We start from the raw sequence: 16,367 nt of genomic DNA, 5'->3' as shown, positions 1-16,367 counted from the left end.
TTAAAAGTTTTCTATTTTGAAAAGAAAAAAAGAAATAATTAAAATCTTGATTCAGAATAGTCACAAAAAGTAGAGATTGAAAATTGAAGTGAACCAAAAGGCAATTTTCAATGCTTAAATAAACAATAAACACTTATCATTTCGACCAATTAAATCTATCCTGATTTAATTTTCCATCAGTTTATGAGCCTCAGATCCCTTCAAAATATTAGCTTTCTCAGTTTAATTTTTATACTGATAAGCTTCAATTCCTTAGCTCAAATCATCAAAGCTCCGGTTTGGACTAGTAGAATTGAACCCGCCAATCCTCAGGTAGGAGAAGAGATAAAGCTGATTTTAGAGGCTGAAATCCCTGCGGGTTGGTATGTGTATGGAACCAGCTTCGACCCGAATCTGGGCCCTTTATTGACTACCTTGAAACTCAGCAATTCTGATGATTATGCCCCCGAAGGTAAACTTCAGGAAGTAGGTGCTAAGAAAAAATACGAGGAGGTCTGGGAAGGTGAGGTAACGTATTTTATCAAAAAAGGGGTTTTTGAGCAGAGTTTGATCCTTTCTAAAACCACCGGTGAGATCCGCGGTAGCTTAGAATATCAGATGTGCTCAGACCTGACAGGGCAATGCATCAATTATGAAGAAGAGATTATCCTTGATTTCAAAGCCCAGCCAAATGCATCTGAAACAGAAAGCCCGACTGAACCAAATGCTCAAACTTCTGCTGATAGCGGACTATTTAATTTAGCAGAGGAGGAGGTATTGCCGGCAGATGAAACGGCAGAGAGAACTCCCGCCCAAGAGCAGGTAATTACCACAGAAATCGAAGGGACAGAAAACCCTGGTTTATGGGGCTTTATGGTCTTGGCCTTTTTAGCTGGACTGGCAGCTCTTTTGACTCCCTGTGTTTTCCCGATGATTCCAATGACCGTCAGTTTTTTCACCGGAAGAGCTAAAACCAAGGTAGCAGGAATTCGAAATGGCTTTATTTATGGGATTTCTATCATTGCAATTTATACGATTGCAGGAACTGCTGTTGCAGCTATTCAAGGGCCGGAGTTTGCAAACTGGTTAGCAACCCATTGGCTTCCCAATCTCTTTTTCTTCGGGATTTTCATTGTTTTTGCCTTAGCTTTTTTGGGTTTATTCGAGATCACCTTGCCTTCTTCATTTGTGAATAAGGTAGACACCAAAGCTGAAAAAGGAGGCTTAATCGGAATCTTTTTTATGGCCTTCACTCTGGTCTTGGTTTCATTCTCTTGTACTGGTCCCATTGTAGGTTCTATTTTGATTTCTTCCGCTGGAGGAGAGTTGATCAAACCAATTTTAGGCATGTTCTCATTCTCCTTGGCATTTGCAATTCCATTTACTCTTTTCGCAGTTTTCCCGGGTTGGATGAGTAGTCTTCCAAAGTCTGGCGGATGGTTAAACTCCGTCAAGGTTGTTTTAGGCTTTTTGGAACTTGCGCTGGCCTTCAAATTTTTGTCCATCGCGGATCAGGTCTATCATTGGGGCATACTAGACCGAGATATTTTCTTGGTAATCCACATTGTCATCTTCTTTGCTCTAGGCTTGTATCTCTTAGGGAAAATCAAATTACCTCATGACTCTCCGCTAGATTTCATAGGTGTTCCCAGGCTATTGTTGGCATTGCTCAGTATGATGATTGCCGTATACATGATCCCCGGACTTTGGGGAGCTCCTTTGAAATATTTGAGCGGATATTTACCTCCCCTTACTTCTCAGCAGTTCAAAATAAACGGTGCAGCTGCTTTGGGTGAGTCGTCCCAATATATTTTAGATGAGCCAGTCGTTTATTCGGATTTATTGGAAATTCCTCATGGCATCAAGGGCTATTTTGATTATGAGCAAGGTTTAAAGGCCGCAAAAAAAGCCAATAAACCCTTATTGATTGATTTTACGGGTCATGGATGCGTGAATTGTCGCAAAATGGAGGAAAATGTGTGGCTGGACCCGGAAGTTCTGAGAAGGCTGAAGGAGGATTTTGTGATGGTTGCGCTGTATATCGATGAACGACTGGAGCTTCCTGAAAGTGAATGGTACATTTCAGAATACGATGGGAAAGTGAAAAAAACCTTGGGCAAGCAAAATGCCGATTTCCAAATCACCCGCTTTCAAAACAATGCGCAACCCTACTATGTGATCTTGGATCATGAAGAAAATTTGCTAGTGAATCCCCGTTCCTACGATACCAGTATTCCGGCATTCATTGAATTTTTGGATAGGGCAAAAGCAGAATTTGAAAAAAGGAACTAGGGAAAAAATGCTATAAGCAAGAGTTTTCTTTGATTAGCTCCAGTGCTTTGGGGAATTTATCTTTCATGAATTCCAAATGCTCCTCCATTATATCTATTTCCACTTCTAGTTTTACAGAGTTTTCCCCTTCTATAAGCTTATAGGTTTCGGTGGCTCCTGACCATGTTTTGGTTTCTTCATCTATAGGCTGGGGTTTTGCATCTGTCACTTTCCCGATATGCTTGAAAGATATGATGGAAAAAGGAAAGTATTGCTCAATCTTACTGTAAATGCCATTTTGATCTGGTCCGAGGAAATGTACAATTCCTCCCTCTTCCCAAATTTCAGCGAGCATATAAGATCCTTCCAAAAAGGCGGCTGACCATTTTCTATAGTTCGCATCCTCCCAAAGAGCTTTCCAAACACTGGATTTTTCAGCTGGGATATCTATGGAAAATATGAGTCGATTGAGCATCTATTTTGAAATTTGATGAGACACTAGAAGTAAGGTCGTTTAGGGATAATTGGAGAGGTTTTTTTGGGCGGGAATTAATGGTTTAGCTGTTTACAGCATCAAATGAGTATTCCAATTAGGTTTTGGTTTACTTTCGCCCATTTATTTCTTTAAGATTTTGCAAATTCAATTAGTGGCTGAATAAAACCATTATCCGCTTCTTTTACTGCTTTCAGGTATGCACTTCTAGCGTCGCCTTGATGCACCAAGTCGCTTGTCCCCCAGCTAAACATGGGTAAATTATAAATTTTATTGATAATGATATCTGCCATTAACCTACTATGGCGTCCATTTCCGTTTGGGAAACAATGAATACTTACAATTCTATGTTTAAACCGTATTGCAATTTCTTCAGGTGAGTAAATTGAATTTTTGACCCAAAACAATGAATCATCACATAGGGCTTTTGTAGCTACCGGTATCTGCCATTTATCAATACCTAAGTTTTTATCTGTTTTCCGAAACTTCCCTGCCCATGACCATACATTTCCATACATTCGTTTGTGAAGATTGCATATAAATTTTTCGGTCAAAAGGATTTCAGCTTTAAAAGATCTTGTCAGAATCCACTGTAATGCTTCTTCTATATTTTGTTGTTCAAATTCATCTAATTCTTCACGGGTAGCAATTGTTGAGATTAATAGGCCTTCCTTTTCATCTTCGTTTAGTGGGGTTTGCCCATATATGTACTCCAGGTCTAGTCCCATAATGTTTTAGGGAGTTCTTGCTTGATTATCTTAGTCCGTTCTTCAATTGCTTTTTTTATTCGTTCACTAGAGTTTTCCTGATTCTCAAGTTTCATAGTATTAGACGTTCGAGAAACTATTTTTTCGGCCAAAGAACGAGCCTTATTTTCAATGTACCCATCCAAGGATCCGTCTTTTGGAACAAACCCGTAAACAAGTTCCATATCTAAAGCTCGAGCAGCTTCTCTTAATGACTTAAGGGTTATCGCACCTTCTTTTTCTCGTATTTCAATCTCTTGAACACTTTGCTTCGTCATTCCCAATTTGGTTGCCAACTGTTGCAGGGACATTCCTAAGGCTAATCTGATTGCCTTGACCCATCCTGTTGGCGGATTTGGTAGTTGACGGGTAGGCGAAAACAGTTTTATTCTAGACTCAAGTTGGTCTATTTGTAGTTTCTTCTTATCCATATCGTAAGGCTATAGCCTGATAAAACACATATAAAAGTAAGGGTATTACCTGACTAAAGCAAAAATATCAGCTTATAACCTGACAAAAATCTAATAAAAGTAAGGTGATGACCTGACTATAGTAAAAATTCAATCCATTGAAGCAGGAGCGGACATTTCTTTTTAAATGAAATGGTTTGCATATGTCTTGTGTCAGTTTCGAAACACTTTCATGCCGGCTAACACCAAAGCTGGTTGCGGAATGAAACCTTGCTGGGAGCCGTTTACCCCCATTAGATATATGCCTTGTCATGGGTTAGGTGTTTTCTTTCATTTTTATTATTCATTTTGAATCCATTTAAAACTTTGCATATTATCCAAATCAACTCTCATAATATATTCGTCTTCACCCACGTAATCACTCAAAAACCGTTCAGAAAATCCACAACCCCCAGATTTTTTTGCTTTTTCCAAAACACTAGAAATACAATAAAATGTGTGTTGATACTCACCAGGCTTAAATAATTCCTCTTCAAATTTAAGTATTTCATTCGTGTCGCATATAATCAGAAAACCTTTCCCTTTACTAAATCTTCTTGCACATTCTAATCGTCCTGTGAAACTTGCTATCTTTCCATTTTTACTAATCCTTGTACACGCCCGAAATAAGATTGGTCTAGTCCTTGGTAAAAAGTTCTTTAAAACAATTTCCCACACGTCAAAAAAAGCCTTCCTTTTTTCATCTGGTCCAGTACGAATCCAATTACTTATAAAAGTCACTGTCTGTTTATTAATTTTTGCATCTTTCTGTAAAATATCGATCAAATTCTGAGCTATTTCACTCTTCTGCTTTTTTGACAGTTTATATTGAAATTTCTGTTCCATATTATCTAAAATAAACCAACAATAAGGTATTGAAACTATAAATGATTCTGTTTCTATATTCTCGGTCTATTTACACATGCCTATAACGGCCGTGACTATGGAAAATGCGGGATTTTGAAACCGAATCTTTGTCCACCAGCCCGAATGTTATTTAGTTGCAATATCTTCATTTTTTTCAGCAGTCAGTCCGCATTTACGATAACCGATGTTGGCAGAGTATTTTATTTATTATAGTTCCCAATCTTTTGGTTTTCTAAAATTGTTCTCTTCAAAATTTCTGTCTATAAAGTTGTAACCGAGGTCATAGGTTATTGTCTCGTCATTCTCAAAATAGAACTTGAAAAGTCTCCCGTCAGTCTCAATAGATTTTATTTTCAGTTTATGTTGTCTGTTTTCATTTGGGTCTGGGCCCCAATAGGTGTAATTGAATCTGAACTCCAATTCATATTTTGAATCGAATGTTGTGTCAACCTTAGTGCTGTTTTTAAGCTCGGTCCACAAATAGAAGCTTTCTGATTTTTCAAGAGAAAGTATCAAAGAATCCTTATGAAATGTGAAGTAACTAAGTTTTGGATAATAAGGATCATCTTCTGGAATACTGTCAAGATTAGACTGGTTGTAAGCATTTGATATTGGAATATATGCCCATACCAATTCAGAAGGCCCTGCCATTCCGTAATCATGGATTGTCTTGACAATTTTCCCATTGATAATATATGTTGTAGTAATTGATTGGTCATCGGTATGTCCAACACTATAGTCTTTGTCAATATTTAAGATATCTGCTTTTCGAAATTTGTTGAAAATGAAATTAGTCTGATTGCTGGTCAATTTACCTTTAAAGAAACCAAGAGATTCTGTATACCCTTCTCCTTGGAACAAGAATTGTCCATTTCTTTCTAGCGAAAAGTCTAAGATGGGGCACTCACCATAACAACCACTACTGGAATAAACGATTTGGTCAAACTGTTGAATTGTGTCCACTGTGTAATTAAGTCATACAAACTTTTTTAAAGTGCTGTCATTGCCAGCAAGTAGGAGAGTATCTCCTTTTAATTCTACAAAGGAGTTCCAATAGTCCCAAGTGTGGTCAAATACACTTCGAATAAAAATGCTGTCAAACCGTACCCTGTAGTTGGTAAAATTCCCAAAATATCTGAAATGTAGTTTACCTGTTATTGAGTCAATCTCTTTTTTGAAGAAGCCATTGAAAAACTCAACGCTATCATCTGAGAAAGCTATACCAAAAGGCCTGTAAAAGTCAAATTCGTCTGTTTTTTCAACATAAAGCTCCCATTCACCAACTAGCTTTTCGTTTAGCGGGTTCGCCTGCTTTTTGATTTTCTGGGCACAACCAAAAGCAGTTACTATGATCAATAAATATGTAAGTGTCCTTAATGTCATTTTTAAATCGCTGCTAGCATTTGTATTCAGGCAAGTAACTGGAGGAAATAGCATCTATATTTCTTATGTATGAAGGGGCAGATTTTTTTAAAAACTCTTTTTCTAAGGTGTTTTGGTCATTTATCCGACGGAAAGCGACAACAAATGCTTACTGTCGGCTATTTCAGTCAAAAAATCCTTACCTCATTTCTTTGACTAAGAACGTCATTTCAACTAATTAATCCAATAGAAAAAATACTGCCTTAAAAAAATAAAGGGTCAATGAAACCTTCTAGGTTTGAACAAAACCCAAAGTTTTGATTGGGTCTAAACATAAACCTTCGAGGTTTGAAAAACCTCAAAGGTTGAATAACTGAAACGATAGAAAACATAAATTCACACACCCTTTGCCTCTTCTATTCTTTGCGGGAGATCAAAAGGATAGTTTAAGAAGACACCATTGTCAAACTTGAAAAAATATCGAACATCAAACATCGAATGATGAATATTGAAGTGTCGGCAAAACCAAACAACGATCCCCTTCAATTACTCGATTAATCAATTACACAATTACTCTTTACTTCTTCTATCCTTTGCGGGAGGAATAAAACCGCCGCGCCGTTGCGCCTCCGCGAGCCTGTTTTAAACCACATAGAGTGAATAGAAAACATACCTTCACACACCCTTTGCCTCTTCATTCCTTTGCGGAGGACCGAGACCGCAGCAAGATTATTTTTTACCGCAAAGTCGCAGAGTTCGCAAAGGAGATCACAAAGTTTATTTCTTCTAGTTTGGAAAATTATCCTCTGTTTGGAATAGGGATAAAATCTTAATAACCAATAACTCAATAACCCTTCTCCTGCACTGCTTTTTTTGTTAAATCTGCATCGAGAGGATGGAAAATATAGCTTTATAAACCCTTTGCCTCTTCTATCTTTTGCGGGAAAATAAAACCGCCGCGCCGTTGCGCCTCCGCGAGCCTATTTAAAACCACATAGAGAGGATAGGAAGCATAGCTTCACACGCCCTTTTCATTCCTTTGTGGAAGATCAAATGGATAATTTAAGAAGACACCCTTGTCATACTTTGATTCACCCCCTTAAAGAGCTGGACTGAGATTAGTGAATTAAACACTAATTTTATGATTGTGAAAAAAGAACAAAGACGATGGAGTAAGGAAGAAAAAGAGCGGATGCTCTTGGATATCCAGCGATTGGGTGTCATAGCGGGCTGCCGTAAACATGGCATAGCCCCCTCTCAATATTATGACTGGTCCGAACGGTATAACGCCCAAGGGGTTGACGGATTAGAGAACAGACGGGGCAAATCTCAGGAACAGGAGCTGATTCGTCTCCGAAAGGAGTTGGCATTGGCCAAGGAAATTATTGCTGAGAAAGAACTGGAGAAGAAAATGCTGTCTGAGCTTTTAAAAAAAAAGATTGCAGAATGGAACAGAGGAGAGAAGTCGTAAACCGTTATTTGCAACAGGGTTTGAGGACTGCCGCTGCGCTACCTCTCGCCGAAATTCCGAGAAGCACTTACTACTATAAGCCCAAACAGGGAAAAGCAGGAAGAAAGCCTTCTACACATACATCCACGCAGTCTGGGGAATTAATGTCCAATGGTCAGGTAGTGGAGTTGATCAGATCCATCTGTTTAGAGCCTTTTCTGAATTATGGAGCAGACATGATGTGTCTGGAACTTAAAAACAGAGGATTGCTGATTAATAAGAAAAAGGTTTACAGACTGATGAAAGAACACAGACTCCTCTATCCAAAAAGGGCCAGGAACGAAACCAAAAGCCGAAAGCGGGTAGTTTCAAACAGTCCCTGTGCGCAATTTCCTTTCCAGACCATTGAACTGGATATCAAGTACATTTATGTTTCGGGAGCAAACAGGACAGCTTATCTGCTTACTGCGCTGGATACATTTAGCCGTTTAGCGCTAGCTTGGACCTTGGATTACAGAATGAAGGCTGGCCAGGTGGTGGCCCTTATTAAGAGGATGTTTCAAGAGTATCCTGAGACTTCGGAGTCCCAACCTTTGCTGCGGATTAGAACCGATAACGGACCTCAATTTATATCTAAAGAACTTCGATCAGCTATTCAGCAGCTACCCTTCGAACATGAATTTATTCAGCCTGGAGTGCCGCAACAAAATGGGCATATCGAATCTTTTCATCACATCGTATCAAAGTCTGTTACCTCCGGTTACGAGTTTCAGGATTTGATTCATGCAAGGGCAGTTTTTTCAGAATTCTTCAGGGTATATAATCGAAAAAGAATCAAAAAGGAGCTTCTTGGAAAATCCCCTGAGCAGTTTTTGTCCCTGTGGAATCAAGAAAAAATAGGGCTAAGGACTAATGGAAAGAAAGTAAAATTTTTCTTCAAGGAGAAACCAAGCCTAGGCTCCGGTTCCCCCTGTGAAGATGTTCATTCTGCAATACGAACAAAATCAATAAATAATTTAAATTCAATACCTCTAACTAATTCTGTCCAGTTTATAGGGGGGTAGATCAACTTGAAAAAATATCGAACATCGAACATCGAATGATGAATATTGAAGTATCGGCAAAAGCAAACAACGATCCCCTTCAATTACTCGATTAATCAATTACACAATTACTCTTTACTTCTTCTATCCTTTGTGGGAGGAAAAAAACCGCCGCGCCGTTGCGCCTCCGCGAGCCTATTTAAAACCACATAGAGAGGATAGGAAGCATAGCTTCACACGCCCTTTTCATTCCTTTGTGGAAGATCAAATGGATAATTTAAGAAGACACCCTTGTCATACTTGAAAAAATATCGAACATCGAACATCGAATGATGAATATTGAAGTATCGGCAAAAGCAAACAACGATCCCCTTCAATTACTCGATTAATCAATTACACAATTACTCTTTACTTCTTCTATCCTTTGCGGGAGGAATAAAACCGCCGCGCCGCTGCGCCTCCGCGAGCCTGTTTTAAACCACATAGAGAGGATAGAAAGCATAGCTTCACACGCCCTTTGCCTCTTCAATATTTTGCGGGAGACAATACCGTGCGCCACTGCTACGCCGTGAGCATTTTTCCAGCTGGGCCTCAAAACTTCACCTGTGCCTCCAGCTTCTGCCCCTCTCGTTCGTACCATACTTTCGCTTCATCGCCTTTTTGGAAAGCACTTAAAGCTCGCATATAGCTCATCATATCCACTATGGTAGAATCTCCCAATTGCACAATGACATCTCCTTTTTGCAAGCCTGCAGCTTGAGCGGGCTTATCTTCGGAAACTCCATCGATTCTCATACCCTTGCCATCAAATAAATAATCCGGAACTACGCCCAAAGAAACCGTGAATCGGGGCGAATCACCTGAACTGTCCTTGGTTTTGGTAAAGGCCAATTTGGATTCCTCATCCAGCTTCCCAACCAATCGCTCTATGTATCTCACCACCTTCAACAAACCCTCATAATTGATCTTTTCTGAATCGTCTGAAGGTTTGTGATAGTCTTCGTGTTGACCAGTGAAAAAATGTAAAACAGGTAAATCCTGCAAGTAAAATGAGGTATGATCGGAAGGGCCAACTCCCGATTCGGAAGTCACTAATTTCAAACTGTCTGCATTCACCATATCCAAAGCAGATACAAAACTTGGACTGGTGCCCACTCCATTGATGGCTAGGGTTTTTTCTTCGTTAAGCCGACCAACCATATCCATGTTGATCATGAAGTTGACAGTTTCTAAATCTATGGTTGGATTTTTTATAAAATAATTAGATCCCCAAAGACCATTTTCCTCTCCTGAAAATGCGATAAACAAAAAGTTGGACTGATGCTTTTGATGCTTTAATATTTCTGCCAAAGCTAACAATGCAGCTGTGCCAGAGGCATTATCATCTGCTCCATTATGGATGGCCGAATCTCCCCTATGCAAAGAACCTACTCCGCCAAATCCCAAATGGTCAAAATGAGCCCCTATCACGATTGTTTTTTCAGCCTGATTATCAATAAAGCCTACAACATTTCTACCGGTGATTCCTTCTCCATCTGTGCCAATCACTGCTTCTTCATGGGGATTGGATGGTTTGGAAACGGTGAATTCCTGGAAGAAACCGGAGGTTCCTTTGGGCTCTACTCCTAATTGCTTGAAACGATCTGCCAAATATTGGGCAGCTTGCTCTTCTCCTTCTGTGCCAATAGCACGGCCCTCCAATTGGTCTGCAGCCAAGAAACTGACATCTTTTTTCAAGTTTGATAAGAGCTTATCATCGCTGGGAGCCGATTGGCAAGACAGCATCACAGTTGCTATCAAAGAGGTAATAATCAGTGTATTGGATTTCATAAAAGCAAGAGTTTAGACCAAAGATAATAATTGGTATCTTCGCGCAGCAAAATAAAATGAATACAAAATGCGTCTTTTACTATTCGCTTTGATCGCTTTGATCCTTTCCTGCTCTCCCAAAAACTCAAGCACCGAAGAGCTTGAAATTCCATCTCACACTGCTACTGACTCATTACTTCTTTCAGAAAATGAAATGAAGTACCTCAGAAATATCAAACAATTGACTTTCGGGGGAAACAATGCAGAAGCTTACTGGTCATTTGATGATTCCTTATTGGTTTTCCAATCTGACTATGCTGCCTGGGGAGCTTCCTGTGATCAGATTTTCTATACCGACTGGAGAAAGGATGATTTGAAAAATAACGCTCCTCAGCGGATCTCAACAGGATTGGGGAGAACTACCTGTTCTTATTTTCTTCCAGGCAATGAAACCATCGTCTATGCCTCCACTCATCTGGGCGGAGATTCCTGCCCTCCCGTTCCTGAAAGAAGAAATGACGGAAAATACGTTTGGCCTATCTATGATACTTATGATATTTTCACTGCGGACTTGAGCGGAAATATTTTATCCCAACTGACCAATGAACCCGGCTATGATGGGGAAGCTACTGTATCCCCTAAAGGAGATAAAATTGTATTTACATCTATGCGCACTGGGGATTTGGAATTGTTTACGATGAATATTGATGGAAGTGATGTAAAGCAAATAACCTCAGATTTAGGCTATGACGGCGGTGCATTCTTTTCACCTGATGGAAGCAAATTAGTATGGAGAGCCTCCCGCCCTAAGACTCAAGAGGAGATCAAAGAATATCAAGAGTTATTGGCTGAAGGATTGGTAAAGCCAACTGAAATGGAATTATATGTTGCCGACGCAGATGGGAGCAATATTCAAAAAGTAACGGATTTGGGTCAGGCGAACTGGGCTCCTTTTTTCCATCCATCAGGTAATAAGCTAATTTTCGCCTCTAATCACCATACCGAGCGTGGCTTTCCATTCAATCTGTATATGATCAATCTGGACGGTTCCGGATTAGTCAGGATCACTGAAAATGACACCTTCGATGCTTTTCCTGTCTTTTCCAATGACGGTAAATATCTGGTCTTTTCCTCCAATAGAAATAATGGCGGAACTCGGGACACCAACTTATTTGTCGCGGAGTGGATAGGTGATTAAAGCTTGGAACCGCAGGAGCTAAAAACTCTTGCGGTTTTTCTTTTTTGCATGCTTGCAAATCCTTTTTTATCTTCTGCCTTCTCAACCTATTTTTGAAATGAAGATTTATCGAAGATTAATCATTCCTTTTTTGGTCACCCTTCTTCTGGTCATAGCCAAAATCTACTACAAAGGAGAATCTGAATCTTGGGAAGGCTTTTGGAGTTATCTTCCTCACCTCAATACCATTCTGATCATTTCGGGATTTACTTGGTGTCTATTGGTTTTTACAGGAATTCTCAAGCGGATTTTTTTGAAACAGTATGACATCAGCAAGGAAGATAATCTCCGGGCAAGAAAGGTTTACACCCAACTCAACATCCTTCAAAAGATCACCAACTTTGTTATCATAGTCCTGGGAATTGGGCTGATATTAATTTCTTTCGAACCTATTCGAAAAATCGGAGTTGGAGTCTTCGCCTCAGCAGGTGTAGCGGGTATAATAATCGGTTTCTCAGCACAAAAAGCTATAGGGGCATTGATTGCAGGAATCCAAATCGCCTTTGCCCAGCCTTTTCGGCTGGATGATGCGGTGGTAGTCGAAGGCGAATGGGGCTGGATAGAAGAAATCAATCTAACCTATGTAGTAGTCAGGATTTGGGATCAAAGACGTCTCGTTTTACCAACAACCTACTTTTTGGAAAAGCCTTTTCAAAACTGGACAAGAAGCTCTGCTGATATTATTGGCTCTGTTTTTCTATATACCGATTACACGGTTCCATTTGATGCATTGAGAGAAGAATTGGACAGAATCCTGGAAAAGACCAATCTATGGGATAAAAAAGTCAAAGTTCTTCAGGTCACCAATGCTTCCGAAAGGACTGTAGAAAGTAGGATTTTGGTATCGGCACGAAATTCTCCTACTGCTTGGGATTTGAGGGTATTGGTAAGGGAAAAAATGATAGAATTCCTTCAGAAAAACTATCCGGATGCCTTACCAAAAACACGGGTTGTATTGGATAGAAACGAAACCGAAAAATGAGAAAACTATTTTTCTTAGCTTTTTTATTCGCCTCATTTCAAACTTTCTCACAAGAACAAGAGCGGGCTACAGAGATTGAAATAAGTGGTTTTCTCGACCTTTATTATGGATATGATTTTTCTTATGTTCAAGGATTTAAGCGGCATCCCTTCCTTTACAATCACAGCCGGCATAATCAATTTAATGTAAATCTTGCCCTTCTTACTGGCAGTTTCAAATCAGGTAGATTTAGAGCAACCTTGGGACTTCAACAAGGTACTTATGCCCAAGACAATTTAATTGGAGAGCCCAAAGCTTACCGATGGATCAACCAAGCCAATGTCGGTTTTGCATTGAATTCAAACAGAACTCTTTGGCTTGATGCTGGGGTTTTACCCTCTCATATTGGCTCAGAAAGCGCTGTTTCAAGAGATAACCTTACATTATCCAGATCTTTGACGGCAGAGAATAGTCCATATTTCGAAACAGGGTTTCGCCTGGGATGGGATTATAATGAAAAGTGGTATTTCGCTTTGTTAGTGATTAATGGCTGGCAAAGGATTCAAGGAATAGAAGGCAAAAGTGACCCGTCCTTTGGGACTCAAATGACTTATAAACCTGATCCTAATACTACCTTAAATTGGAGTACTTTTTTGGGGACAAATAAAAATCGTGAGGCTCAGCAAGAAAGGTATTTCAGTAATTTATATGGAAATTTCAGCCTAGGAAACCGTTGGAAAATGATCTCTGGATTACACCTAGGATATCAGTCCGAAGAAGGTAAAGAAAGTGGAGCTTGGTGGGGTTTTTCTGCCATTGCTCAATACAATTGGACTACAAATTTTGCCACTGCCCTACGAATTGAGCATTACAATGATCCCAAAAAATTAATTGCCGAAACAATGGGGAACTACGGTTTACAGCGAAGTGGAATATCTCTCAATCTGGACCGAAAAATAGGACAGTTTGGAGTTTTTAGACTAGAGGGCAGATACCTCAGTCCAAATTACAACCTAGAAGTAGTTGGAGTGCCAATACCCGATAATGAAAGCTTTTTCCTTTTAAGCTCTTTTTCGGTGTGGTTCAACTAACTCAAAGCTCATTAAGTTTATCCAAATAACTTTCAGCCTGATCGAGGATTTCCTGCTTATTTTTCAATTTGTCCAAAGTTCTATAAGCCATTCCTATTCTTGGGTTTTTTTCTAATTTCTCCCGGTTTCTTTCATAAAATTGCCAATATAGGCTGTTGAAAGGACAGGCTTTATCACCAATTTTTTCCTTGTGATTGTAAGCACAGTGTTCACAATAGTTGCCCATTTTTTTGATGTAATTGGCTGAAGAAACGTAAGGTTTGGTCCCCACGATTCCTCCATCTGCAAACTGGCTCATCCCGCGCGTATTGGTGATTTCCACCCATTCGATCGCATCTATGTATATCCCCAAATACCACTGATCCAATTCATCGGGGTCTATTCCTGCAAGCAAGGCAAAGTTGCCTGTGACCATCAATCTTTGGATGTGATGTGCATAGGATTTCTCCAAAGATTGGGTAATGGAGTGGGAAAGGCATTTCATTTTGGTTTGACCAGTCCAAAACCAATCAGGCAACTTGCGATCATGCCCAAAAAAGTTCATCTCCGCAAAGTCTGGCATCTTAGCCCAATAAACTCCCCGCATGTATTCTCTCCAGCCTATGATTTGGCGAATAAAACCCTCAACTTGGGATATGTCGATTTCGTTCCGATGCCCTTCCCAGTATTTTTCTACTTCCTCCACCACTTCCAGTGGGGAAAGCATTTTTGAATTCATGGCAAAACTGAGCCGCGAGTGAAATAAATAAGGATCCCAAGTAGTCAAAGCGTCCTGATAGTCTCCAAAATGAACCAATAAATTTTTGCAAAAATGATCCAGCACATCCAGTGATTCCTCTCTAGAAGTTGGCCAAGAGAAGTTTTTAGGATCTACTTCTCCAATTGTTTTGACCTCCGCTTTTTCAATCATTTGATGAATATCACTGAGATCTTTGGGATGTAATTTTGGCTTACGCAAAAGACGCTTGTCTTTCAGGGCCTTTCTGTTTTCCTGATCAAAATTCCATTTTCCATCCACTGGCTCCTTTCCATCCATTAAAATGTCAAACTTCTTCCTCATCTCCCTGTAAAATGACTCCATCAAATAAGTCTTCTTGCCCTTGAAAAAATCCTTGAGGAATTCTCTTTCTGTCAAAAAATGCTCTGTATCATAAGCCTTAGACTCAATTTCCAAAGATTCACTAATATTTTTCAGCTGCTCGTCCAAACGATACTCATCAGGCAGCTGGTATTCAAACCTTTCAAATTCACCTTCTTTGACAACTTGCTCTATTAATTCATCCAGCTTTTGAGGATTATTTTTATCGTCGAGTTGAAAGTAAATTACCTGATGGCCTGCTTCCTCTAGACTTTTTGCAAAGTTTCGCATGGAGGCAAAAAACGCAAGCACTTTTTGAATATGATGAGGAGCATAATCTGTCTCCTGTCTCATTTCTGCAATCAAATAATGATTGTTCTTGTCGGCTTTATCAAACCAGGAATGATTTGAGTTAAGTTGATCTCCGAGAATTAGGCGTAAGGTCTTTGACATAAAAAAAAGGCTTTCTAATAAAAGCCTTTTTGATTGAGGTTTGTTTTGATTTTAATATTTGAAGCAAGGCATGGAGGAAGTTCTGCCTCTCCCTTTTGCGGAGCCAGCCAAGAAGCTGTATCGAATGGAGATTTCGTGGGCTCCTCCTGTATTTGCATTACCTAAAGAAGAAAGTGTGAAATCATGGCTGTATCCAATATCCAATCCGCCGCCCAATGAAATTCCTACCAAGGCAATAACAGACTCATGGTTAGGCTGGGATTTTTCAGAAACTGGGATGCCTCTGTACCAAACACCCAAAACCAAAGGTTGGATGTTAATCTGAGTGCCTAAATCTAACTGGGTAAATGGCCCTTGATTTTTATAATTGAAAGCAAAAGTCAATTCTTTAGTGCCTGTTCTTTGATTGTAGAATTGGGTAGAAGAACCACCTGAAAGATCCAATTTAATCCCTCCATGTGCGGAAACTTTGATAGGCAATTCGCTGATTTCTCCTTCTATGAAAGAAATATTAGGCTGAGTCACGTGATGAGCAGATGCTCCAAACCAGAAATTATCATTGTGAAATAACATTCCAAAGCTGTAGTCCACGAACTGATGACGGAAATCAGAACCCAAATTTTCACCGGAGAAATCACCCACTGCTCCAGTCTGATCATCGATTTGGCTTCCAAATAACAAATTGCCAAAGTATGCATCTCTATCCATGTAAGACACCTGACCACCCACTCTCAAAAATGATTTGAACCCTAATCTGGCTCTATAAGAATAGCTTGCCCCAATTTCGGAAACGCTCAAATTTGCCATGCTTTGCTCAGATCGGTTGAAAACTATTCCGATTCCACTATTAGCTCCAAAAATATAATGATCCAAATAGGCTGAATATGAGGTGAAAGACTGATCCAAGCCTGGCCATTGATTTCTGTAATTTACTCCGATTCGGGTCATCTCAGAAGCCCCTGCCATGGCCGGATTCAAGTACAAGGGAGCGGCATAAAACTGGGAATATTGCACATCCTGAGCTCGAAGGCTCAGGCATGCAATACTTAGGATGACAAACGTAAATAATCTTTTCATA

At 39.7% G+C, this 16,367-nt stretch carries 15 protein-coding genes; 6 read left to right on the top strand and 9 right to left on the bottom strand.

Annotated features, from left to right (window positions below; all coding sequences use genetic code 11):
* The first annotated feature begins 183 nt into the window (after nt 1–183).
* Entirely contained in the window at nt 184–2,271 is a 2,088-nt protein-coding gene (locus GYM62_RS18520; protein ID WP_219957486.1) for a cytochrome c biogenesis protein CcdA, read from the top strand.
* Nucleotides 2,272–2,281: 10 nt separating this feature from the next.
* On the opposite strand, the gene GYM62_RS18515 is transcribed toward GYM62_RS18520, so the two are convergent.
* The 6 genes from GYM62_RS18515 to GYM62_RS18490 all read right to left on the bottom strand — a co-directional run bounded on the left by GYM62_RS18515 (nt 2,282) and on the right by GYM62_RS18490 (nt 6,188).
* Nucleotides 2,282–2,725 carry a hypothetical protein gene (locus GYM62_RS18515; protein ID WP_219957485.1) on the bottom strand — a complete coding sequence of 148 codons (444 nt, stop codon included), beginning with the start codon at nt 2,723–2,725 and terminating at the stop codon, nt 2,282–2,284.
* Nucleotides 2,726–2,874: 149 nt separating this feature from the next.
* The gene (locus GYM62_RS18510; protein ID WP_219957484.1) at nt 2,875–3,471 is read right to left on the bottom strand and encodes a mobile mystery protein B; all 597 of its coding nucleotides are present in this window, start codon (nt 3,469–3,471) and stop codon (nt 2,875–2,877) included.
* A complete protein-coding gene (locus GYM62_RS18505) occupies nt 3,462–3,920 on the bottom strand; it encodes a mobile mystery protein A (protein ID WP_219957483.1) in 459 nt (152 codons plus the stop codon). Before GYM62_RS18505 ends, GYM62_RS18510 begins: the two co-directional genes overlap by 10 nt.
* A gap of 318 nt (nt 3,921–4,238) precedes the next feature.
* Nucleotides 4,239–4,784 (bottom strand): hypothetical protein, encoded by a 546-nt coding sequence (locus GYM62_RS18500; protein ID WP_219957482.1) that lies wholly within the window; start codon nt 4,782–4,784, stop codon nt 4,239–4,241.
* Nucleotides 4,785–5,012: 228 nt separating this feature from the next.
* A complete protein-coding gene (locus GYM62_RS18495; protein ID WP_219957481.1) occupies nt 5,013–5,768 on the bottom strand; it encodes a DUF6438 domain-containing protein in 756 nt (251 codons plus the stop codon).
* Nucleotides 5,769–5,780: 12 nt separating this feature from the next.
* Entirely contained in the window at nt 5,781–6,188 is a 408-nt protein-coding gene (locus GYM62_RS18490) for a hypothetical protein (protein WP_219957480.1), read from the bottom strand.
* 1,120 nt (nt 6,189–7,308) lie between these two features.
* Here GYM62_RS18490 and GYM62_RS18485 point away from each other — a divergent pair.
* Together GYM62_RS18485 and GYM62_RS18480 are read left to right on the top strand one after the other, a co-directional pair.
* Nucleotides 7,309–7,638, top strand: a complete 330-nt coding sequence (locus tag GYM62_RS18485) for a transposase (protein ID WP_219956957.1) — start codon at nt 7,309–7,311, stop codon at nt 7,636–7,638.
* Nucleotides 7,614–8,681, top strand: coding sequence for an IS3 family transposase (locus GYM62_RS18480; protein ID WP_219957479.1), 1,068 nt, complete (start codon nt 7,614–7,616; stop codon nt 8,679–8,681). The genes GYM62_RS18485 and GYM62_RS18480 overlap by 25 nt, the downstream gene beginning before the upstream one ends.
* Before the next feature lie 570 nt (nt 8,682–9,251).
* Here GYM62_RS18480 and GYM62_RS18475 read toward each other — a convergent pair.
* On the bottom strand, nt 9,252–10,490 hold the full coding sequence (locus GYM62_RS18475) for a M20/M25/M40 family metallo-hydrolase (protein WP_219957478.1): 1,239 nt from the start codon (nt 10,488–10,490) through the stop codon (nt 9,252–9,254).
* Nucleotides 10,491–10,557: 67 nt separating this feature from the next.
* Here GYM62_RS18475 and GYM62_RS18470 point away from each other — a divergent pair, with 67 nt between their 5' ends.
* The 3 genes from GYM62_RS18470 to GYM62_RS18460 all read left to right on the top strand — a co-directional run bounded on the left by GYM62_RS18470 (nt 10,558) and on the right by GYM62_RS18460 (nt 13,758).
* Nucleotides 10,558–11,667 (top strand): hypothetical protein, encoded by a 1,110-nt coding sequence (locus GYM62_RS18470; protein WP_219957477.1) that lies wholly within the window; start codon nt 10,558–10,560, stop codon nt 11,665–11,667.
* A 97-nt stretch (nt 11,668–11,764) separates the two neighbouring features.
* Nucleotides 11,765–12,688, top strand: a complete 924-nt coding sequence (locus tag GYM62_RS18465; protein ID WP_219957476.1) for a mechanosensitive ion channel family protein — start codon at nt 11,765–11,767, stop codon at nt 12,686–12,688.
* Nucleotides 12,685–13,758: a porin gene (locus GYM62_RS18460; RefSeq protein WP_219957475.1), complete on the top strand. Its 1,074-nt coding sequence runs from the start codon at nt 12,685–12,687 to the stop codon at nt 13,756–13,758. Before GYM62_RS18465 ends, GYM62_RS18460 begins: the two co-directional genes overlap by 4 nt.
* Nucleotide 13,759: 1 nt before the next feature.
* Here the strand turns inward: GYM62_RS18460 and GYM62_RS18455 are convergent, their stop codons facing one another.
* Nucleotides 13,760–15,289, bottom strand: coding sequence for a cryptochrome/photolyase family protein (locus tag GYM62_RS18455; protein ID WP_219957474.1), 1,530 nt, complete (start codon nt 15,287–15,289; stop codon nt 13,760–13,762).
* 51 nt (nt 15,290–15,340) lie between these two features.
* Nucleotides 15,341–16,366, bottom strand: coding sequence for a type IX secretion system membrane protein PorP/SprF (locus tag GYM62_RS18450; protein WP_219957473.1), 1,026 nt, complete (start codon nt 16,364–16,366; stop codon nt 15,341–15,343).
* Nucleotide 16,367: the final 1 nt, after the last annotated feature.

The sequence above is a fragment of the Algoriphagus sp. NBT04N3 genome (assembly GCF_019443765.1).
Classification (GTDB): domain Bacteria; phylum Bacteroidota; class Bacteroidia; order Cytophagales; family Cyclobacteriaceae; genus Algoriphagus; species Algoriphagus ornithinivorans.
Note: the sequence above shows the minus strand (reverse complement) of the source record. Positions and strands in the feature narration are given on the sequence as shown.